Raw genomic sequence first — 20,214 nt, 5'->3', positions numbered from 1 at the left:
GCGGTTAACGGGTATAAACGATAAACGAGCTTCTTCTGCCGATTTTGTCGTACAGCGAACGCGCCGGCGCGTTGTACTCCTGAGTCATCCAATAGACCCGATCGCTGCCGCGCGCCTCCGCCAGTCGATACGCCTGTTCGAACAGTTTTTCCGACACTTTATGGCCGCGCGCCTGCGGCGACACATAGAGATCTTCGATATAACAATAGCCCATCGCGCTCCAGGTGGACGGATGGAATACCAGGTTCATCAGCCCCAGCAGCCGGCCGTCGGCATCCTCCGCCACCAGCCCGTACACCTGTTCATCCTGCCCCAACCGTTCGAAGGTGCGATCGGTCACCTGCGGCGCCACGTCGGCGCGGTAAAAGTCGAGATAGCCCTGCCACAACGCCAGCCATTGCGCTCTGTCGTCGCCATTGATTCTGCGGATGGTCACTTCACGATTTGATGGGTTCATAGCGCCTCACGGGGTTAAGATATTATTTCCATTAGGGAAATAACCGAATAGCGGCAGGATACACCGCGCAGCGGCGGCGTAATACGGACCAATTCAAAACGCCGAGCAGACCAATTTTAACCGCCGCTTTCCCGCGGCAGCGCGTTGAACACCTGCGCCAGCGTGGCGATAAAGCGCACGATCTCGTCCGGCGTATAGGCCGAAAAACCGAGCACCAGCGCCCCGCGCTGCGGCGCGCCGGTGTAGAAATCCGCCAGGCCGTACAACCGTATTCCTCGTTCGGCCGCCGCCGCCACCAGCCGCCGCTCCGTCGCCGCATCCGCCAACGGGCAAACCAGCTGCAGCCCACCCTGCGGCAAGGCCGGGTGCGTCCAGGGCGCGAGATGGCGTTGCACCGCGTCGTAGAGCACATCCAGCCGTGCCTTGTACAGCGTGCGCATATTGCGCAGATGCTCGGCGTAGCCGCCCTCATGCAAGCAGTGGAACAGCGTCATCTGCGCCAGCGCCGACGTGTAGCCGTCCTGAAACTGCCTGGCGGCGACCAATGGCCGCACCAGCTGCGGCGGCGCAATCATGAAGCCGATGCGCAGCCCCGGAAACAGCGTCTTGCTGAAGGTACCGATGTACAGCGTGCGCCCGCCGCTGTCCAGCCCCTGCAGCGCCGCCTTGGTTTGTCGATCGTAGTTGAACTCGGCGTCATAATCGTCTTCGATGATCCAGGCCCGCCGACGCTGGGCCCACTGCAACAGCGCCAGACGCCGCTCGAGGCTCAGCGAATACCCCAGCGGGTAGTGATGGGACGGCGTGATGTAAACGCCCCGCCCGCCGCCCGTGGCGTGCATCAGTTGCCCGACGTCCATCCCCTGCTCATCGATGCCGATCGGCCGCGCCTGCAGCCCCGCCGACTGCACCAGCTTTTTCGCCCCCTGGTAGCCCGGCTCTTCGACGAATACCGCATCGCCGGGATCGAACAGCACCTGGGTGCACAGCGCCAGCGCCTGCTGAGAGCTGGTGACCACGATCACCTGCTCCGCCGACGCCTTGACGCCCCGCTCCCGCTGCAAATAGTGCGCGATCGCCGCACGCAGTTCCGGCAAGCCCTGCGGATCGGCATACCCCAACAGCCGCTCGCCGTGGCGCCGCAGCGCCTGCTTTTCCCACTGCAGCCATGAATCGATGGGAAACGCCCGCAGATCCGCCAGCGAGGGCGTCAGCGAAGCCTGGCGGCTGGTGTGCGGCGTATGGCTGACCGCCAGCAACGCCCGGCCGCGATCGCTTAATTCGCGTTCCGCCAGCCGCGCCTCCTGGCCTGCCTGCGTCGCCAGCAGTTCACGGCCGAGCAGCGTATCGCAGCGATAACGCACAAAGCTGCCGCGCCCCACCGTTCGGCTGATAAACCCCTCCGCCTCCAGCCGCGCGTAGGTCTGTTCCACCGTGTCACGCGCCACCGTCAACCGGGCCGCCAACGCGCGGCTCGGCGGCAGCTTCGCCCGCCACGGCAGTTCCCCGGCGGTGATGAGCCGCAACAGGGCCTGATGCAGCGCCGAACGTCGGGTCAGCCCCTGCTGACGCTGCTGGGTGAAGGCTGCCAGGATTGCCGCGTCGTCCGCGTGTCGTGGGGTGTCACTCATGGGCAGTCTGTTTCTCCGAGCCTGGGGCGATAGCACACTACTCTACCTCATTTCTCCCAGCGGCGGCGGCAGTTGCGCTGCCCGGCGAAATCCCCTTAAATAAGCCATCGCATTGCGGCTACAGGACTTCCGTCAGCTATGAGCAAGGAGATCAACCAGCGTCTGCTGGAAAAATTGCTGCAGGATCTGGCCAGCGCGGGCGCGATGCCGTTATATCTGCGCTTTAACGCCTCGGTACGCCAGGCTATCGAGCAAGGATTGCTGAACGCGGGGGATTTCCTGCCCAGCGAGCGCCTGTTTACCGAACGGCTCGGCATCTCGCGCATCACGGTGCGCAAAGCGCTGGCCTGCCTTGAGCAAGACGGCATCATCGGCCGTTCACGCGGCTACGGCACCTTCATCCAGCCACAACGGCCCGCGCCGAAGCTGCGCTATTCATTAGCGGACATCAAAGGGTTCTCGCGCGAGGCGACGCAACAGGGGCGTCAGCCGGATACGCAATGGATCAGCCGCGAGCGGGTGCCGGCCAGCGCCGAACTGGCGGAAAAACTCCGGCTGGCGGTTGGAGCGCCGATCTACCAACTCAAGCGCATTCACTTTATCGATCGGCGGCCGATGTCGGTGGCGGTGTCCTACGTGGTGGCGGCGGCGATTGCCAACGTCGACGAGATTGGCATCTCGCTGTACGACTACTTCCGGCGCAACAATGTGGAGATGGGCTCGCTGCGCAGCCAGGTCAGCGCGGCGATGGCCGACGACGACATCCGCCAGGCGCTGCAGCTATCCGAACCGATGCCGCTGCTGATCGTGCGCCAGACGTTGTTCGACCACCGCAAGAAGCCGATCGAATACAGCGAAAGCTTCTGCCGCAGCGACATGTACGAGTTTACCAGCGAAAGCTGATCCGTCACGCCTCGCCCTGCCGGCGGCGGCGAAAACGCGCGAACGCTTGGGCATACGCCTCAACGTCCAGCGGATTCACCCGCTGCAACTCCGCCAGCAGGGCAGGATCCATCGCACCGGCGCCGTGCAGCGCGCCGCAGACAGCGGTGGCCATCGCGCCGATGGTGTCGGTATCGCCGCCCAGATTGGCGCACAGCACCGCGCAACGGGTAGGATCGGTTTGCGCCAGCTGCACCATCGCCAGCGCCGCCGGCACCGACTCGATGGTGCTCACCCCGGCGCCAATCAGTTGATATATCCGCTCAGAGGCCTGCTCGGGATCGGCGGCCTCATCCACCACCTGAAACGCCAACTCGATGCGCGCCGCCAGTGAGGGGCTGAACGTCGTCACCTGACGGCGCTGGGCATACTCCGCCACGCCCGGCAGCGCCAGGCGAATCGAGGCCCAGTCCGCGCCCTCCACCGCACGCGAAACCGCCCAAGCGATCGCGACGGCACCGGCGACGGCGATGTCGGATTTGTGCGTCGGGCTGGAGGCCAGCCACACCTGCTGACAGAAATCCTCCAGCGGCGCAGACGGCAGCACGCAGCCCAAAGGCGAAATGCGCATTGCTGCGCCATTGGTGATGCCGTTGTTTTCCAACTCGGCGATCGGCGTGCCCGCTTTTTGCTCGCTCAACGCCAGTTTGGAACTGGGGCCGAGAATGTTCTTGTTGAAGGCGTCAAAACTGTCCACCCAGCGGATCACATTGCGGGCGATCAGCGCCGGCACCACCTCACCTTCCGCTTCCCGCAGCGCATCGGCCAGCGCCAGTGCCATCGCGGTATCGTCGGTATATTGCCCGGCCTTGAAGTAACAGGCGGCCGAGTTCTCCGCCGGCCCATCGAGAAAACCGTCTATCCAGCCGAAATGGCGCTTAACCCGCTCGCGCGGCCACAGCTCGGAAGGCATGCCGAGCGCGTCGCCCAGCATCTGTCCGTAAAGTGCGCCCGCTATGCGTTCTGCCTGGGTTAACTGCTTCATCCGTCGCTCCTGAGAAAATGTGCCGTTGCCTCAATAATACCTTATTAGTACCTTTAAAGCTTATCAAGCGCCCGGCTCACACTTCCCTTTCGCGGGCAATGCCCGGCGCGTTTAAGTTGCGTTTAATGTTGCCCCGCCGCTGTTTATCCGACGTTTATCAGAGCTTGTCGATAATGTCGGCGAACAAATTGATAACGCTTATTTTAATACATTGCTTCGGCTCTCTTGCGGGCCGGGCGGGTTATACCTACCATAGCCTCAGCACTTTTTGTCAAAATGGTTCAGGTGGCCGCGTTATTCCCTGACACGCCGCGGAGCGTGTTCCCTTTTATCGCGTGGGTGACAGGATGTTCACCCGCATAGTCACAGGAGTTCGCCATGCGAGTACTGGTTGTTGAAGATAATGGTTTGCTGCGTCACCACCTTTCCGTTCAGATGCGCGAGATGGGCCATCAGGTCGACGCGGCCGAAGACGCCAAGGAAGCCGATTATTTCCTGCAGGAACACGCGCCGGATATCGCCATCGTCGATCTCGGCCTGCCGGGTGAAGACGGCCTGAGCCTGATCCGCCGCTGGCGCGCCCATCAGACCAAGCTGCCTATCCTGGTGCTGACCGCCCGCGAAAGCTGGCAGGACAAAGTGGCGGTGCTGGAAGCCGGCGCCGACGACTATGTCACCAAGCCGTTCCACCTGGAAGAGGTGATCGCCCGCATGCAGGCGCTGATGCGCCGCAACAGCGGCCTGGCTTCGCAGGTGATCGTGCTGCCGCCGTTCCAGATCGATCTGTCGCGCCGCGAACTGAGCGTCAACGATCAACAGATCAAGCTGACCGCCTTTGAATACACCATCATCGAAACCCTGATCCGCAACGCCGGCAAGGTGGTGAGCAAGGATTCGTTGATGCTGCAGCTCTACCCGGACGCCGAACTGCGTGAAAGCCACACCATCGACGTGCTGATGGGCCGCTTGCGCAAGAAAGTGCAGGCAGAATACCCGCATGAAGTGATCACCACGGTACGTGGCCAGGGCTATCGTTTTGACGCGAAGTGAACATGATGTTCAACAAGAATAAAAAACCGTTTTCGCTGCGTGCCCGCTTCCTGATGGCGACCGCCGGGGTGATCCTGGCGCTGTCGCTCTCTTACGGTTTGGTGGCGGTCGTCGGCTATATCGTCAGCTTCGACAAAACCGCCTTCCGTCTGCTGCGCGGCGAGAGCAACCTGTTCTTCAGCCTGGCGCAGTGGAAAGACAACAAACTCACCATCGCCATTCCCCCCGATCTCGATCTCAACTTCCCGACGCTGGTCTTTATCTACGACGATAAAGGCAACCTGCTGTGGAGCCAGCGCAAGGTGCCGGAGCTCGAGAAGCTGATCAACAAGGAATGGCTGGAGGAGTCCGGCTTCTACGAAATCGACACCGACACCCGCGTCAGTAGCGAAGTGCTGGGGGACAACCCCAAAGCGCAGGATCAGCTGAAGAATTACGACGATACCGATCAGAACGCGCTGACCCACTCGGTGGCGGTCAACACCTATGCCGCCACGCCTCGCCTGCCGGCGCTGACCATCGTGGTGGTTGACAGCATTCCGCAGGAGCTGCAGCGATCCGACGTGGTGTGGGAGTGGTTCAGCTACGTGCTGTTGGCCAACCTGCTGCTGGTGGTGCCGCTGCTGTGGCTGGCGGCCTACTGGAGCCTGCGGCCGATCAAGGCGCTGGTCAATCAGGTTGGCGAACTGGAGAACGGCGAGCGCGATCAGCTGGATGAGAACCCGCCCAGCGAACTGCGCGGGCTGGTGCGCAATCTGAACATTCTGGTGCGTAACGAGCGCCAGCGCTACACCAAATATCGCACCACCCTGTCGGATCTGACCCACAGCCTGAAAACGCCGCTGGCGGTGCTGCAAAGCACCCTGCGCTCGCTGCGCAGCGGCAAGCAGACCACCATCGAAGAAGCCGAGCCGATCATGCTGGATCAGATCGGGCGCATCTCGCAGCAGATCGGTTACTACCTGCACCGGGCCAGCATCAACTCCGGCCAAACGGTGTTGACGCGCGAGATCCACTCGGTGCCGGCGCTGCTCGACAGCCTGGTGGTGGCGCTGAACAAGGTTTACCAGCGCAAAGGGGTGGTGATCACGCTGGACATCTCGCCGGAAGTGACCTTTATGGGCGAGAAGAACGACTTTATGGAAGTGATGGGCAACGTGTTGGAAAACGCCTGCAAATACTGCCTGGAGTTCGTTGAGATCACCTCGCTGCACTCAGAGAAAAATCTCATCCTCGTCATCGACGACGACGGCCCGGGCATCCCGGAAAGCAAGCGCCAGCTGATCTTCCAGCGCGGCCAGCGGGTGGACACCCTGCGCCCCGGCCAGGGCCTTGGCCTGTCGGTGGCGGCGGAGATCATCGAGCAATACGACGGCGAAATCGTCATCAGCGACAGCCCGCTCGGCGGCGCGCGCATGCAGGTCACTTTCGCCCGCCAGCACGATACCCACCACAACGAATAAATTATGCCGCTGCGGCCCCGATCCACGGGGCCAAACTTCCGTTATAATCGCACTCAGGCTCACTCCCCTATCCTGGAATAGAACATGGATTATCAATTAGATCTGGACTGGAACGATTTTTTGCAACGTTATTGGCAAAAGCGTCCGGTGATTCTGAAGCGCGGCTTCAAAAACTTTATCGATCCGATCTCCCCGGATGAGCTGGCCGGGTTGGCGATGGAAAACGAAGTGGACAGCCGCCTGGTCAGCCACCAGGACGGCCGTTGGCAGGTTGCGCACGGCCCCTTCGAGAGCTTCGACCACCTGAGCGAAAACAACTGGTCGCTGCTGGTGCAGGCGGTGGATCACTGGCATGAGCCTTCGGCGGCGCTGATGCGCCCGTTCCGCCAACTGCCGGACTGGCGGATGGATGACCTGATGATCTCCTTCTCGGTGCCGGGCGGCGGCGTCGGCCCGCACCTCGATCAGTACGACGTGTTCATCATTCAGGGCACCGGCCGCCGCCGCTGGCGCGTCGGGGAAAAAACGCCGCTGAAACAGCACTGCCCGCACCCGGATCTGCTGCAGGTCGAACCGTTCGACGCCATCATCGACGAAGAGATGGAGCCGGGCGACATTCTCTACATTCCGCCGGGCTTCCCGCATGAAGGCTACGCGCTGGAAAACGCGCTCAATTACTCGGTGGGCTTCCGCGCGCCGAACGGCCGCGAGCTGGTGAGCGGCTTCGCCGACTACGTGCTGGCGCGCGAGCTCGGCAGCAAGCGCTACGGCGATCCGGACGTTAAACTGCGCGAACACCCGGCGGAGATCCTGCCGCAGGAAGTGGACGCCTTGCGGCAGATGATGCTGGATTTGGTGCAACAGCCGGAGCACTTCCAGCACTGGTTCGGCGAGTTTATCTCCCAGTCGCGCCACGAGCTGGATCTGGCGCCGCCGGAGCCGCCGTATCAGGCCGGGGAAATCTACGAACTGCTGCAACAGGGTGAAGCGCTGCAGCGCCTGGGCGGGTTGCGCGTGCTGCGCGTCGGCGATCGCTGCTTCGTCAACGGCGAGCTGATCGACACCGACCAGCTGCAGGCCGCAGACGCCCTGTGCCAGCACTTCAGCGTCGACGCCGCCCTGCTCGGCGACGCGGTGGACGATCCGTCATTCCTGGCGCTGCTGACCGCGCTGGTCAACAGCGGCTATTGGTACTTTAACGACTGATTGCCGTCACGCGCACAAGCCACCCTGCCGGGTGGCTTTTTTATGCCTGCCGCGCCTGCGCGCGAAAGCCGGCCAGCGCTTCATCCGCCATGCCCGCCTGCTCCGCCGCCGCGCAAATCTGCCGCCAGGTATTAGCGTCTATCGGTATGCCCTGCTCCAGCCGCGCCGCGCGGTTGGCCTCCTCCCATTCGCCCGGCACCGAGATCGGCTGTTCACCGCTCGGCGGCGACGCCTTCACCCAGCCGATGAACGCTTCGGCCTCGGCCTGCATTTGCGGGGCGTCGAAGGCCTGAGGATCGAGGATCAGGGTCGTCATGCAGTTGAAGATGGCGTCGCTGTCGGCTTTCAGCGTGGCGTCGTGGGTGGTGCGGCCGCCGGAGAGCGCGCCGCCGAGGATCTCGCACATCGCCGCCAGCGCATAGCCTTTGTGCAAGCCGAACGGCAACAGTGACCCGAACGGCGCTTCGTGCATCACCTTCGGTTCGGTAGTCGGTTGCCCGTGTTCGTCGATCAGATAGCCCGCCGCCACCGACAAGCCTTTGTTATAGGCCACCCGAGTCTTGCCGAAGGCGATGCCGCTGGTGGCGAAATCCAACAGCAGCGGCGTGCGGCCCGGCCGCGGGAAAATGGCGCAGAACGGATTGGTGCCGAAGCGGCGATCGCTGCCGCCGAACGGCGCCACCATCGGATCGCCCACCACGTTGACGAAGTGAATCGAGATAAAACCGGCGCGGGCGCACTGCTCCGCCCAATGGCCGATGCGGCCGATATGGTGCGCGTTGTGCAGCGCCACCGCCGCCAGGCCCAGCTTGCCGGCGCGTTCAATGCCCAGCGCCATCGCTTCGCTGGCCACCACCTGACCGAAGCCGCGCGCGCCGTCGAGCGTCAGCACCGCGCCGGCGTCGCGCACCACCTCGGCATGTTGATTAAGCTGCAATTGCCCCTGCGCCAACGATGCCATGTAACTGGGGATCATGCCGACGCCGTGCGAGTCGTGCCCGGCCAGATTGGCCTGCACCAGATGATCGGCCACCAGCTCGGCTTCGCGTGCCGTGCTGCCGGCCTGGCGCCAAATCGCCTGAACGAACTGCGCCAAATGTGGGCTGGCGATACGGTATTCGGTGCTCATCATGCGGTCCTTATGCGTAGGGATGAACCTCCACACTATGAGCAACGCCTTGTTTCGGCAAGCGATTATGATAATCGCAAGCGTCCCGTTTTAACTACAGTATCCGCACGTTAGCCCAGGCGACAAAAAGAGCGGGCGCCGCTACTTTAGCCAATCGGCAAAAGGCTTGCGTTATGGCGCCCCCGTCAGCCAAAAAGAAAACCCCCAACAAAATTTCGTTTGCTGGGGGTTAAAAATGCACGAATCAGACCATAATCACGGCTATTCGATACCGTATTTTTTCTCGGTTACGAATTTCGGCTCTTTCCAGTTGGGGCCTTTTTTAACAAGCATTTTGTCACCCCATTCAATAACGCCATTCTGACGTAACTGTTCGAAAACCCGCCTGAATTCACCATTCCCTGTTACTGTGAAATTATGGCGACTAAAGAATCGATCCATTTGTGGATAACCAAACCCACCCTCATTTCTCACCAAAAAGGTAATGACGTCAGATATTTTTTCTTCTTTTGCCAAGCGTTCTAAATCAATCATTTTAGCATCCTCAACTCTTGTTGTTCAGCCGCGTCCAAAGCCTCCTGCGTATAGAGCAAAGCCTCGCTGTTGCCTAATTGATAATCTTCCAACGTCGCAGTATGCGTATTATTCCACACTTCCCCTTGATTATCTGGCACAGAACCATCTCTAATACCCAAATTGCGATAACGCTCCAATTCCCTGATCTCATGTGTATAAAACCGCCTGTCCGTATCGGAGGGGTACAGTTCTCCCTTCAGGATCTTTTCCAGGCGGCCGATCATCACTTTGTTAGCGTCTGACTCTGCAAAACGCCCAGTATGCAGCTTCACCTTATCCACGCCGGCACGGTCGATGCTGGCCCCTTTCCAATCCAGATTCTGGATGGGGCCTCCAGCTTTATTGGTGTTGTATTCACGACCGCTGTATTTGCCCCTGGCGTTGGTTTCACCATAGGGCTTGCTCACCATCACATAGACAGCTTCAACTCCGGTTTCCAGCGCATCCGGCTGCCACAGGATAAAGTCTTGCAGATCCTGCACCACATCCGCCGGGAAGGTGGTGACCACGATGCTGTCCGGCTGCCTAATGCCGGTGCCGACCCGGTCGGTACTAGGTTTATTAGTTTCGTTCTGCCCGGTACATCACCAAAAGAAAACCCCCAACAAACTTTCGTTTGCTGGGGGTTAAAAATGCACTAATCAGACCATAACTATAGCTATTCGATACCGTATTTTTTCTCGGCTACGAATTTCGGCTCTTTCCAATTGGGGCCTTTCACTACTTTTCCATTTTGATCCTGAAGCACCCCTTTTTGGAATAATGCATCGTAAGTAGAAGAGAGCTCCCCGCTGGAAATTGCATCAAAGCGATTATAGGTATATAGCCGATCCAATTTACGGTAATCAGCGGTCGGCCCCAAAAAAGTTAGTACATCTTCTACACTTTCATTTTTAACGATATCTTTTAAAGGCATTATTTCTTTCCTCCCATAGCATCTTTCAGCGCCTGTTCATATGCGGCTTGTAGGGCCCCATCTGTATAAAGCGCCTGTTCCTTTTCATTTATTCTATAGTCTTCAAGCGAAGCAGTATGTGTCCTGTATGCATAACCAACAATTTATCTCTGCGGATAACGGGATCCCCTCACCACGGGTTGTATGATGAAGGGGACAACAATGAGGCAGGGAACGATAAGAGAACGGCGAGTACACGGAGCCCCGCCGGGTGGATCAGAAAAGGGAATGCGGGCCGGCGCAAGCCGGCCGGGGAACGAAGGCGTTTACCGCGCCCGCTCGGCGGCCAGCGCCGCGATGCGCATAATTACCGCCACCGCTTGCTCCATGCCCTCCAGCGTCACGAATTCGTGCTTGCCGTGGTAGTTGTAGCCGCCGGTGAACAGGTTCGGGCACGGCAGGCCGCGGAACGACAGCTGCGCGCCGTCGGTGCCGCCGCGGATCGGCTTCATCACCGGTTCGATGTCGCAGTCGCGCATCGCCTGCTGCGCCAGCGCAATCACGTGCGGGTGCTCCGCCACCTGTTCGCGCATGTTGTAATAACTGTCTTCGATGCTCACTTCGATATAGCAATCGCGCGGCAAGCCTTTGCCGACCTCACGGGCGATGTCCACCATTTTGCGTTTGCGCGCCTCGAACCCTTCGCGCTCGAAGTCGCGCAGAATGTAGTGCATTTCGGCGCGCTCCACGCTGCCCTTGATGCTGCTGAGATGATAAAAGCCCTGGTAGCCTTCGGTGGTCTCCGGCGCTTCGTCCGCCGGCAGCGCCTGATGAATGCGGGTCGCCAGCGACAGCGCGTTGACCATCACTCCCTTGGCGCTGCCGGGGTGTACGCTGTTGCCGAGGATTTTGATCGTCACCGAGGCGGCGTTGAAGTTTTCGCACTCCAGCTCGCCGACGCCGCCGCCGTCCACCGTGTAGGCCCATTCCGCATTGAAGGCCGCCACGTCGAACAGCTGCGCCCCCTTGCCCACCTCCTCGTCCGGAGTGAAGGCCACGCGGATGTCGCCGTGCGGGATCTTGCGCGCGCGCAGGCGCACCATGGCGGTGAGGATCTCGGCGATGCCCGCCTTGTCGTCGGCGCCCAGCAGCGTTTTGCCGTCGGTGGTGATCAGCGTCTGCCCCAGCATCTGGTGCAGGATCGGGAACATCACCGGCGACAGCACTTCATCACCGATGCCGAGCGCAATGTCGCCGCCGCGATAGTTCTCGACGATCTGCGGATTGACGTGTTTACCGCTGAAATCCGGCGAAGTATCCAGATGGGCGATGAAACCGACCGCCGGCACCGGCCAGGCGACGTTACCCGGCCAGGTGCCCATCACGCAGCCGTGTTCGCTGAGCGACACCCGCTCGAAGCCGAGCGCGATCATTTCCTGCTGCAATGCACGCGCCAGCTTCAACTGCCCGTCGGTGCTCGGCACATGCTTTACGTTCGCTTTGGACTGGGTGTCGAAAGAGACGTAGTTGAAAAAGCGGTCAAGTAATTTGTCCATGGTAGCGGCCCCTCAGAATATCGCGTTTCATTATGCGGAACCGATCAGGATCAAATATTGCGTCAGGTCATTTTTAACCAGAATTCGCCAATATCATTAATCTTTGTGATGATTTCTGAGGGGAATAATGCTGTCATCACAGGGTCATTTGTCGCTATCATGATGAAAAACGCGGCATCTGGGCCGGATCGGCTTTCAATTCCGGCATTCAGCGTCTATCATGCGCGCTCGAAAAATTTCCATTGGCGTAACTGGTTTGAGCTTCTTTTGAATCGCGGGCATTCCCGCAAGCTCCGGCAGTCTTTTCCAGTTGCGGTTCTATCTGCATTAGCCCACGGGATAGAGTAATACGATAAATGACTGAGACATCCTCTCCGACTCCCCTTGTTGAACTGCATGCCCTGAGCAAAGCGTTCGATGGCAAAACCATCATTGCCGATCTGGATCTGACGATTAACCACGGCGAATTCCTCACCATTCTCGGCCCCTCCGGTTGTGGCAAAACCACGGTGCTGCGCCTGATCGCCGGTCTGGAAGACGCCGATTTGGGCCGCATCGTGCTCGACGGCCAGGACATCACCGCCATTCCGGCCGAACATCGCCACGTCAACACCGTGTTTCAAAGCTACGCCCTGTTTCCGCACATGTCGGTGTTCGACAACGTCGCCTTCGGCCTGCGCATGCAAAAGGTGCCGGCGGCGGAACTGACGCCGCGCGTGGAAGAGGCGCTGCGCATGGTGCAACTGGATGCGTTCGCCAAGCGGCGGCCGGGGCAGCTCTCCGGCGGCCAACAGCAGCGCGTGGCCATCGCCCGCGCGGTGGTCAACAAACCGAAGGTGCTGCTGCTGGACGAATCGCTGTCGGCGCTGGACTACAAGCTGCGCAAGCAGATGCAGAACGAACTGAAAGCGCTGCAGCGCAAACTGGGCATCACCTTCGTGTTCGTCACCCACGATCAGGAAGAAGCGCTGACCATGTCGGATCGCATCGTGGTGATGCGCGAAGGCCGCATCGAGCAGGACGGCACGCCGCGTGAGATCTACGAAGAGCCGAAGAACCTGTTCGTCGCCAGCTTCATCGGCGAGATCAACATCTTCGACGCGGTGGTTTTGCAACGTCTCGATCCGCAGCGGGTGCGCGCCAACGTCGAGGGCCGCGAGTGCGACATCTACGCCGATCTGCCGGTGGAGCCGGGCCAAAAGCTGAAGGTGCTGCTGCGCCCGGAAGATCTGCGGGTGGAAGAAGTGAACGACAGCGCGCAGCACGACGGGCTGATCGGGTACGTGCGCGAGCGCAACTACAAAGGCATGACGCTGGAGTCGGTGGTCGAGCTGGAGAATGGCAAAACGGTGATGGTCAGCGAGTTCTTCAACGAAGACGATCCGGACGTCGATCACTCGCTCAATCAGAAGATGGCGGTGACCTGGGTCGAAAGCTGGGAGGTGGTGCTGGCCGATGAAGAAATCGCGTAAAGTCTTTCAGAATGTGGTGATCGTCGGCGTCGTCGCCTGGCTGCTGCTGTTCGTGTTCATGCCGAACCTGATGATCATCGGTGCCAGCTTCCTGACCCGCGACGACGCCAACCTGGTGCAGATGGTGTTCACGCTGGATAACTACCGGCGTTTGTTCGATCCGCTGTATGCCCAGGTGCTGCTGCACTCGCTGAACATGGCGCTGATCGCCACCCTGTGCTGCCTGGCGATCGGCTATCCGTTCGCCTTTATCCTGGCGCGCTTGCCGCAGAAGGTGCGGCCGCTGCTGCTGTTTCTGCTGATCGTGCCCTTCTGGACCAACTCGCTGATCCGCATCTACGGCCTGAAGCTGTTTCTCAGCACCCGCGGCTATCTCAACGACGCGCTGCTGTGGATCGGCATCATCGACAAGCCGCTGCGCATCATGTACACCTCGGAAGCGGTCGTCCTCGGCCTGGTGTATATCCTGCTGCCGTTTATGGTGATGCCGCTCTACTCCAGCATCGAAAAGCTCGATAAATCCTGCCTGGAGGCGGCGCGCGATCTCGGCGCCAGCAAGCTGCAGACCTTTATCCGCATCATCGTGCCGCTGACCATGCCGGGCATTATCGCCGGCTGCCTGCTGGTGGTGCTGCCGGCGATGGGGCTGTTCTTCGTCGCCGATCTGATGGGCGGCGCCAAAAACCTGCTGATCGGCAACGTGATTAAAAGCCAGTTCCTCAATATCCGCGACTGGCCGTTCGGCGCGGCCACCAGCATCTGCCTGACGCTGGTGATGGGGCTGTTGCTGCTGGTCTATTACCGGGCCGCACGCCTGCTGAACAAGAAGGAGGATCTGGCATGATCGGACGTCTGCTGCGCGGCGGCTTTATGACGCTGGTATACGCCTATCTGTATATCCCGATCGTCATCCTGATCGTCAACTCCTTCAACGCCTCGCGCTTCGGCATCAACTGGCAAGGGTTTACCGCCAAGTGGTACAGCACGCTGCTCAACAACGACAGCCTGTTGCAGGCGGCGGGCCACTCGCTGACCATGGCGGTGCTCTCCGCCACCTTCGCCACGCTGATCGGCTCGCTGACCGCGGTGGCGCTGTACCGCTACCGCTTCCGCGGCAAACCGTTCGTCGGCGGCATGCTGTTTGTGGTGATGATGTCGCCGGACATCGTGATGGCCATCTCGCTGCTGGTGCTGTTCATGCTGCTGGGCATTTCGCTCGGCTTCTGGTCGCTGCTGTTCTCGCACATCACCTTCTGCCTGCCGTTCGTGGTGGTGACCGTCTACGCGCGCCTGAAAGGCTTCGACGTGAAGATGCTGGAAGCCGCGCGCGATCTCGGCGCAAGCGAGTTCACCATCCTGCGCAAAATCATCCTGCCGCTGGCGATGCCGGCGGTGGCGGCCGGTTGGCTGCTGAGCTTCACCCTGTCGATGGACGACGTGGTCGTCTCCTCCTTCGTCACCGGGCCGAGCTACGAGATTTTGCCGCTGAAGATCTACTCGATGGTGAAAGTCGGCGTCTCGCCGGAGGTCAATGCGCTGGCCACCATTTTGCTGCTGCTGTCGCTGGTGCTGGTGATCGCCAGCCAGTGGGTGATGCGCGATCGCTCGCCCAAGGCCGAGTAACCCTTCCCGCCGGGCGCTGCGGCGCCCGGTTGTGATCCCCTTCACAACCGGCACCGGTTGTCACTCTCTGACCATCGGTGCCTATTTCCGCCCCGCCGATTGCAGCGGCGAAAACTTCCCCCTATAACTGAATCCAGGCAAGGTGCCTTATTTTTTCTCGCTTCCAGGGAGTTTATTCAGCAACGTCGTCATCCATTAAAATATAAAAAGGAACTGCCATGAAAGGTATTATCGATAATATCTTAAATAAGCTGCAGCTTTTCTCCAAAGCCATGATGGGGCCGATATTTTTCCTGCCGGTAATCGGTCTGATTCTGGCGCTCAGTTCTATTCTTACCAATGCCACATTAATCAATGAACATTCCGCCATCTTCTCTATCGGTAAAATGATCGGCGATACCTTCTGGCCGTTATTCGGCAATCTCGGGCTGATTTTCTGTATCGGTATTACCTACGGCCTGGCCAAAGACAAGAAAAGCGAAGCGGCGCTGGTCGCGGTGATGTGCTTTATCATGTTCCTCGGCGCCAATTCTTCTTATCTGCAATTCAGCGGCCACGTCACGGCCAAGATCAACGGTGAGTATTATGGCACCGGGCAGACGGAGTTACTGGGTTTTACCGTGGTGGATATGGGCATTTTCCTCGGTCTTATCCTCGGCGTCACCATCGCCTGGGTGCATAACCGCCTGTGCAACGTCGAACTCAACGGCGTGTTCTCGGTCTACGGCGGCGCCAAGCTGGTGCTGATTGCCATGACGCCGATCATCATGCTGTACGCCGTCGCCTTCAGCTACCTGTGGCCGGCGATTTCACAGGGCCTGATCGCGCTGACCGGCTTTATGAAAAGCGCCGGCTCGCTCGGGGTATTCGTCTACGGCTTCTTTGAGAAATTCCTGATCCCCACCGGGCTGCACCACTTTATCTGGTCGCCGTTCCAGCTCACCAGCATCGGCGGTTCGATCGTGCAGGACGGCCAGACCGTCTCCGGTTCGCAGGCGATTTTCCTGGCCTACATGCGCGACCCGAGCATCTCGCCGCTGATGAACGAGGCGCTGCGCTTCTCGCAGCAAGGGATGGTGACCATCTTCGGCCTGTCGGGCGCGGCATTGGCTTTCTATCACACCGCCAAGCCGGAAAAGAAAATGCTGGCCAAGGCGATTCTAATCCCCGCCATCACCACCTCGATCCTGGTCGGCATCACCGAGCCGATAGAGTTCACCTTCCTGTTTATCTCTCCGCTGCTGTGGGTGATCCACGCCGTGTTGACCGCGTTGTCGCAGGTGGCCTGCAACCTGTTGCAGGTGCGCCCCTGGGGGGCCAGCGGGCTGGTCGAGTTCCTGGCCTACAACCTGCCGCTGCCGGTTTCCCTCACCCGCTGGCCGCTGTATGTGGTCATCGGCCTGGTGCAGTTTGCGGTGTATTACCTGGTGTTCAAAACGCTGGTGCTGAAGCTCAATCTGAAGACGCCGGGCCGTGAAGATGATCAGGACGTCAAACTCTATTCCAAACAGGATTACCGGAACCGCAAAAATACCCCGGACGAGCCGAGCGGCATCATTATTCGCGCGCTGGGCGGCAAGGAAAACATTATTTCCGTCGATAACTGCTTTACCCGGCTGCGGGTGGAATTAAAGGATATGGCGCGGGTGGATGAGGCCGCGTTGAAAAGCACCGGCGCCAAAGGCGTGGTAAAGAATCGCCGTGAAGTACAGGTGATTTACGGCGTCACGGTCGGCAAGGTCAAAAATCAGGTAGAGAAATATTTGGCGGCACTCTAACGCTTTATTAATGGGAGATATCGAATGAAATTAACCGTTCTCGGCGGCGGCGGCGTGCGTTCCCCGTTCCTCGCCAAGTCCATCGCCTATAACGCCCATCGCATCGGCATTACCGAAGTGGTGTTTATGGATACCGATGAGCGCCATCTGGCGATCTACGGCGCCCTCGCGCAGGGCGTATTCCAGCACATTCGCGGCGACATTGCTTTCAGTCTCAGCAGCGATCCGCACCAGGCGCTGCAAGGCGCCGATTACATTATCACCACCCTGCGCATCGGCGGCGAGGAAGGCCGCATCCATGACGAGCGCATCGCGCTCAATCACCAGTTGCTCGGGCAAGAAACCACCGGAGCCGGCGGCTTCGCCATGGCGATGCGTTCGATTCCGGCGATCCTCGACTATTGCCGCCTGATCGAACAGGTTTCCTCGCCGGACGCGGTCCTGTTCAACTTCACCAATCCTTCCGGCATGGTGACCGAGGCGATCATCAAATCCGGCTTCCAGCGCCGGGTCTACGGCATCTGCGACGCCCCCAGCGAGTTTATCCGCGAACTGGCCGAGCTGCTGGACTGCCGCGAAGACCAACTGAGCGTCGACTGTTTCGGCCTCAACCATCTTTCCTGGTTCCGCAATGCGCGCGTCAACGGCGAACCGGTCACGGATCGGTTGCTGGCGGATCCGCGCCTGTATCGCGACACCTGCATGAAGTACTTCTCGCCGGAGCTGGTGGCGCTGTCGGACAATTTGATGCTCAACGAGTATCTCTACTATTACTACTACCGTGAGCAGGCGATCGCCGCCATCGTCGCGGGCGGCGAGACGCGCGGCGAACAAATCGCGGCGATCAACCGCCAAATGCTGTCAGAGTTAGGCGAGCTGGACATCCCCCGCCAGTTGGAACACGCCTTCTCTGTCTATTTCTGCCATTACCTGCAGCGCGAAAACTCCTACATGCAGCGCGAGTCCAACCAGGGCAAGGTGAAAACGCGTGAGATGCTGACGCTGCAACAGTTTATCGAACAGCCGGACAGCGGCGGCTATGCCGGGGTGGCGATCGACATTCTGGAGGCGGTCAACAGCGGCCGGCAAAAACGCGTGGTGGTATCGATGCAAAACCGCGACACGCTCGATTTTCTGCACCCGGAAGACGTGATCGAAATCAGCTGCGAATTGAGCAGCGCCGGCATTCAGCCGGTCAAAATGCGCGATATTCCCGACACCCAGAAAAACCTGATTTCGCAGGTGAAAGAGTACGAACGGCTGGCGGTGGCGGCGATCCTGACCGGCAATCGCCAGCTGGCCATCAAGGCGCTGATGGTGCACCCGCTGGTCAACTCCTACTCGCTGGCGAAAACGCTGGTGGAGGAGTACCTGCAGGCTCACCGTCAGTATGCCGGGCACTGGCGCTAAATGGCGCGGCGCGGCCGTCAGCGGCCGCGTCGTTCAAACCAGGCGGTGATCACATTCTCGAATCCCAACAGACAGTGACCGAAAAACGGGTTGGGATAGTAGATATCGTGATCGTATTTTTGCCGGTCCTCAAACAGAAAGGTCATGTCGGCCTGCTGCGCCAGCGGGCTGTCGCCGTCGCCGCAGAAGGCCGCCAGCAGAATGCGGTTACGCTTCACCGCCTCGCCCCAGCTCAGCGCCGAGCCGCTGTTGCCCGACTTTGAAATCACGATCACCATGTCGAAGCGAAAGCGCGTCTCACGGTCAAGAATATCGAAATCCGGCCACAGCGACAGGTAACTGTCTACGCCCAGCGTCATAAACTTGTTGTACATATACTGCGCCACCAGCTGCGAAAAACCGCTGCCGTGGATCAGGATCTTGCCGCTGTCGAGCAGATCGAGAAACTGCGCCTGCTGGGCCGGCGGTGCCGCCGACGTAGGGCGTTCCGCCTGGTAGGCCGGCGCCATCGTCAGGTTGAATTTGATGAAATAGACCAGTTCGAGATAGCCGCGAAAGCCCAGCTTTTTAGCCAGCCGCACCAGCGTCGAGGGGGAACTGTAGCAGCGCGCGGACACCGCGCGGATGCCGTCGTCGATGCAGGCGTCCGGGTTGTCGAGAATGCAGTGCAAAATCGTCAGATCCGTCTTGCTAAGCTCCGCCTGGCTGAAGACCTGTTTGAAATTCATTGCCGCCCTCGTTTATTCGCCAAAATTATTGTTTCGCACGCGCTTCACCGCCTGTCCAGCGCGAGACACACAAATTGTGATGCGCTTTAAGCCGCCGAACCCCTTGATTTGCCAGCGGGATAACCGCCTTTACCCACCCCGCCCCGGCCCCTATAATGGCCCCTTTCTGGGGTATGGCGCGGCCGAAAACGGCAGCCCATACGGGTTCGGCTCACTACTGCTGAAGGATACGCTGCATGAAAAAGTGGTCACATCTGCTCGCAGCCGGGATGATGGCGCTGAGTTTCTGCTCTGCAAACGCCTCTGACGGCAAAACGCTGTATTTCTATAACTGGACTGAATACGTCCCGCCGGGGCTGCTGGAGCAGTTCACCAAAGAAACCGGCATCAAGGTGATCTATTCCACCTATGAATCCAACGAAAGCATGTACGCCAAGCTGAAGACCTACAAGGACGGCGCGTACGATCTGGTGGTGCCTTCCACCTACTTCATCGCCAAGATGAGCAAGGAAGGCATGCTGCAAAAAATCGACAAGAGCAAGCTCAGCCACTTCAAGGATCTCGATCCCACCCTGCTGAACAAGCCGTTCGATCCCAACAACGACTACTCCATTCCTTACATCTGGGGCGCTACCGCCATCGGCGTCAACAGCGACGCGCAGGATCCGTCCACCGTCACCTCCTGGGCCGATCTGTGGCAGCCGCAGTACAAAGGCCGCCTGCTGCTGACCGACGACGCGCGCGAAGTGTTCCAGATGGCACTGCTCAAGCTGGGTTATTCCGGCAACACCACTGACCCGAAAGAGATCGAAGCCGCCTACCACGAACTGCAGAAATTGATGCCGAACGTGCTGGCCTTCAACTCCGACAACCCGGGCAACCCGTTTATGGAAGGGGAAGTCAACGTTGGCATGGTGTGGAACGGTTCGGCCTTTGTGGCGCGCCAGGCCGGCACGCCGCTGGAGATCGTCTGGCCGAAGGAAGGCGGGATCTTCTGGATGGACAGCCTGGCCATTCCGGCCAACGCGCGCAACGTCGAAGGGGCGCTAAAGCTGATAGACTTCCTGTTGCGGCCGGAAATCGCGGTGCAGGTGGCGGAGACCATCGGTTACCCGACGCCGAACCTGGCGGCGAAGAAGCTGCTGTCGCCGGAGATCGCCAACGACAAGTCACTCTACCCGGATAAGGCGGTGATTGAGCACGGCGAGTGGCAAAACGACGTCGGCGACGCCAGCACGCTGTACGAAAGCTACTTCCAAAAGTTGAAAGCCGGGCGCTAATACGCCCCGCCATCCCATCAGGGCGCGCAGTGC

Annotated in this window: 20 protein-coding genes; 11 read left to right on the top strand and 9 right to left on the bottom strand. The window is 59.8% G+C overall.

Annotated features, from left to right (window positions below; genetic code table 11):
* Nucleotides 1-4 precede the first annotated feature (4 nt).
* The gene (locus IT763_RS09485) at nucleotides 5-457 is read right to left on the bottom strand and encodes a GNAT family N-acetyltransferase (RefSeq protein ID WP_049300649.1); all 453 of its coding nucleotides are present in this window, start codon (nucleotides 455-457) and stop codon (nucleotides 5-7) included.
* 116 nt (nucleotides 458-573) lie between these two features.
* Nucleotides 574-2,088 carry a PLP-dependent aminotransferase family protein gene (locus IT763_RS09480; protein ID WP_016928072.1) on the bottom strand — a complete coding sequence of 505 codons (1,515 nt, stop codon included), beginning with the start codon at nucleotides 2,086-2,088 and terminating at the stop codon, nucleotides 574-576.
* A 138-nt stretch (nucleotides 2,089-2,226) separates the two neighbouring features.
* Between IT763_RS09480 and IT763_RS09475 the strand changes: the two genes are divergently transcribed.
* Complete coding sequence (locus IT763_RS09475) at nucleotides 2,227-2,991, top strand: GntR family transcriptional regulator (protein WP_033640605.1); 765 nt, start codon at nucleotides 2,227-2,229, stop codon at nucleotides 2,989-2,991.
* A gap of 4 nt (nucleotides 2,992-2,995) precedes the next feature.
* Here IT763_RS09475 and IT763_RS09470 read toward each other — a convergent pair whose 3' ends face one another.
* A complete protein-coding gene (locus tag IT763_RS09470) occupies nucleotides 2,996-4,015 on the bottom strand; it encodes an ADP-ribosylglycohydrolase family protein (protein ID WP_016928074.1) in 1,020 nt (339 codons plus the stop codon).
* Between the two features lie 378 nt (nucleotides 4,016-4,393).
* Between IT763_RS09470 and phoP the strand changes: the two genes are divergently transcribed.
* The 3 genes from phoP (at nucleotide 4,394) to IT763_RS09455 (ending at nucleotide 7,734) form a co-directional block, all read left to right on the top strand.
* On the top strand, nucleotides 4,394-5,065 hold the full coding sequence (gene phoP / locus IT763_RS09465; protein WP_004941169.1) for a two-component system response regulator PhoP: 672 nt from the start codon (nucleotides 4,394-4,396) through the stop codon (nucleotides 5,063-5,065).
* Nucleotides 5,066-5,070: 5 nt separating this feature from the next.
* Complete coding sequence (gene phoQ, locus IT763_RS09460) at nucleotides 5,071-6,528, top strand: two-component system sensor histidine kinase PhoQ (RefSeq protein WP_028128045.1); 1,458 nt, start codon at nucleotides 5,071-5,073, stop codon at nucleotides 6,526-6,528.
* Nucleotides 6,529-6,612: 84 nt separating this feature from the next.
* The gene (locus tag IT763_RS09455; RefSeq protein ID WP_004941161.1) at nucleotides 6,613-7,734 is read left to right on the top strand and encodes a cupin domain-containing protein; all 1,122 of its coding nucleotides are present in this window, start codon (nucleotides 6,613-6,615) and stop codon (nucleotides 7,732-7,734) included.
* 40 nt (nucleotides 7,735-7,774) lie between these two features.
* Here the strand turns inward: IT763_RS09455 and IT763_RS09450 are convergent, their stop codons facing one another.
* From IT763_RS09450 to pepT, 5 genes are all read right to left on the bottom strand, one after another.
* Complete coding sequence (locus IT763_RS09450) at nucleotides 7,775-8,863, bottom strand: malate/lactate/ureidoglycolate dehydrogenase (protein ID WP_164052998.1); 1,089 nt, start codon at nucleotides 8,861-8,863, stop codon at nucleotides 7,775-7,777.
* 261 nt (nucleotides 8,864-9,124) lie between these two features.
* On the bottom strand, nucleotides 9,125-9,397 hold the full coding sequence (locus tag IT763_RS09445; RefSeq protein WP_206195366.1) for a hypothetical protein: 273 nt from the start codon (nucleotides 9,395-9,397) through the stop codon (nucleotides 9,125-9,127).
* On the bottom strand, nucleotides 9,394-9,951 hold the full coding sequence (locus tag IT763_RS09440; protein ID WP_341480248.1) for an S-type pyocin domain-containing protein: 558 nt from the start codon (nucleotides 9,949-9,951) through the stop codon (nucleotides 9,394-9,396). Before IT763_RS09440 ends, IT763_RS09445 begins: the two co-directional genes overlap by 4 nt.
* A 146-nt stretch (nucleotides 9,952-10,097) precedes the next feature.
* On the bottom strand, nucleotides 10,098-10,355 hold the full coding sequence (locus IT763_RS09435) for an immunity protein (protein ID WP_206195365.1): 258 nt from the start codon (nucleotides 10,353-10,355) through the stop codon (nucleotides 10,098-10,100).
* A 305-nt stretch (nucleotides 10,356-10,660) separates the two neighbouring features.
* Nucleotides 10,661-11,890, bottom strand: coding sequence for a peptidase T (gene pepT / locus IT763_RS09430; protein WP_004941154.1), 1,230 nt, complete (start codon nucleotides 11,888-11,890; stop codon nucleotides 10,661-10,663).
* A 57-nt stretch (nucleotides 11,891-11,947) separates the two neighbouring features.
* On the opposite strand from pepT, the gene IT763_RS09425 reads away from it, so the two are divergent.
* From IT763_RS09425 to IT763_RS09400, 6 genes are all read left to right on the top strand, one after another.
* Nucleotides 11,948-12,238: a hypothetical protein gene (locus IT763_RS09425; RefSeq protein ID WP_126502237.1), complete on the top strand. Its 291-nt coding sequence runs from the start codon at nucleotides 11,948-11,950 to the stop codon at nucleotides 12,236-12,238.
* Nucleotides 12,239-12,246: 8 nt separating this feature from the next.
* Nucleotides 12,247-13,362, top strand: a complete 1,116-nt coding sequence (potA, locus tag IT763_RS09420) for a spermidine/putrescine ABC transporter ATP-binding protein PotA (RefSeq protein ID WP_016928080.1) — start codon at nucleotides 12,247-12,249, stop codon at nucleotides 13,360-13,362.
* A complete protein-coding gene (gene potB / locus IT763_RS09415) occupies nucleotides 13,346-14,206 on the top strand; it encodes a spermidine/putrescine ABC transporter permease PotB (RefSeq protein WP_206195364.1) in 861 nt (286 codons plus the stop codon). The genes potA and potB overlap by 17 nt, the downstream gene beginning before the upstream one ends.
* Nucleotides 14,203-14,985: a spermidine/putrescine ABC transporter permease PotC gene (gene potC, locus IT763_RS09410; protein ID WP_048323019.1), complete on the top strand. Its 783-nt coding sequence runs from the start codon at nucleotides 14,203-14,205 to the stop codon at nucleotides 14,983-14,985. The genes potB and potC overlap by 4 nt, the downstream gene beginning before the upstream one ends.
* Before the next feature lie 218 nt (nucleotides 14,986-15,203).
* Nucleotides 15,204-16,763: a PTS transporter subunit EIIC gene (locus tag IT763_RS09405; RefSeq protein WP_206195363.1), complete on the top strand. Its 1,560-nt coding sequence runs from the start codon at nucleotides 15,204-15,206 to the stop codon at nucleotides 16,761-16,763.
* Between the two features lie 24 nt (nucleotides 16,764-16,787).
* Entirely contained in the window at nucleotides 16,788-18,173 is a 1,386-nt protein-coding gene (locus tag IT763_RS09400; protein ID WP_206195362.1) for a glycoside hydrolase, read from the top strand.
* A gap of 17 nt (nucleotides 18,174-18,190) precedes the next feature.
* Here the strand turns inward: IT763_RS09400 and IT763_RS09395 are convergent, their stop codons facing one another.
* A complete protein-coding gene (locus IT763_RS09395; RefSeq protein ID WP_016928084.1) occupies nucleotides 18,191-18,901 on the bottom strand; it encodes a MurR/RpiR family transcriptional regulator in 711 nt (236 codons plus the stop codon).
* Between the two features lie 236 nt (nucleotides 18,902-19,137).
* On the opposite strand from IT763_RS09395, the gene potD reads away from it, so the two are divergent.
* Complete coding sequence (potD, locus tag IT763_RS09390; protein WP_015377584.1) at nucleotides 19,138-20,181, top strand: spermidine/putrescine ABC transporter substrate-binding protein PotD; 1,044 nt, start codon at nucleotides 19,138-19,140, stop codon at nucleotides 20,179-20,181.
* Nucleotides 20,182-20,214: the final 33 nt, after the last annotated feature.

It is taken from the genome of Serratia sp. CMO1 (genome assembly GCF_015689115.1).
In the GTDB taxonomy this organism is placed as follows: domain Bacteria; phylum Pseudomonadota; class Gammaproteobacteria; order Enterobacterales; family Enterobacteriaceae; genus Serratia; species Serratia marcescens.
This window is presented reverse-complemented; position numbering and strand designations above follow the sequence as displayed.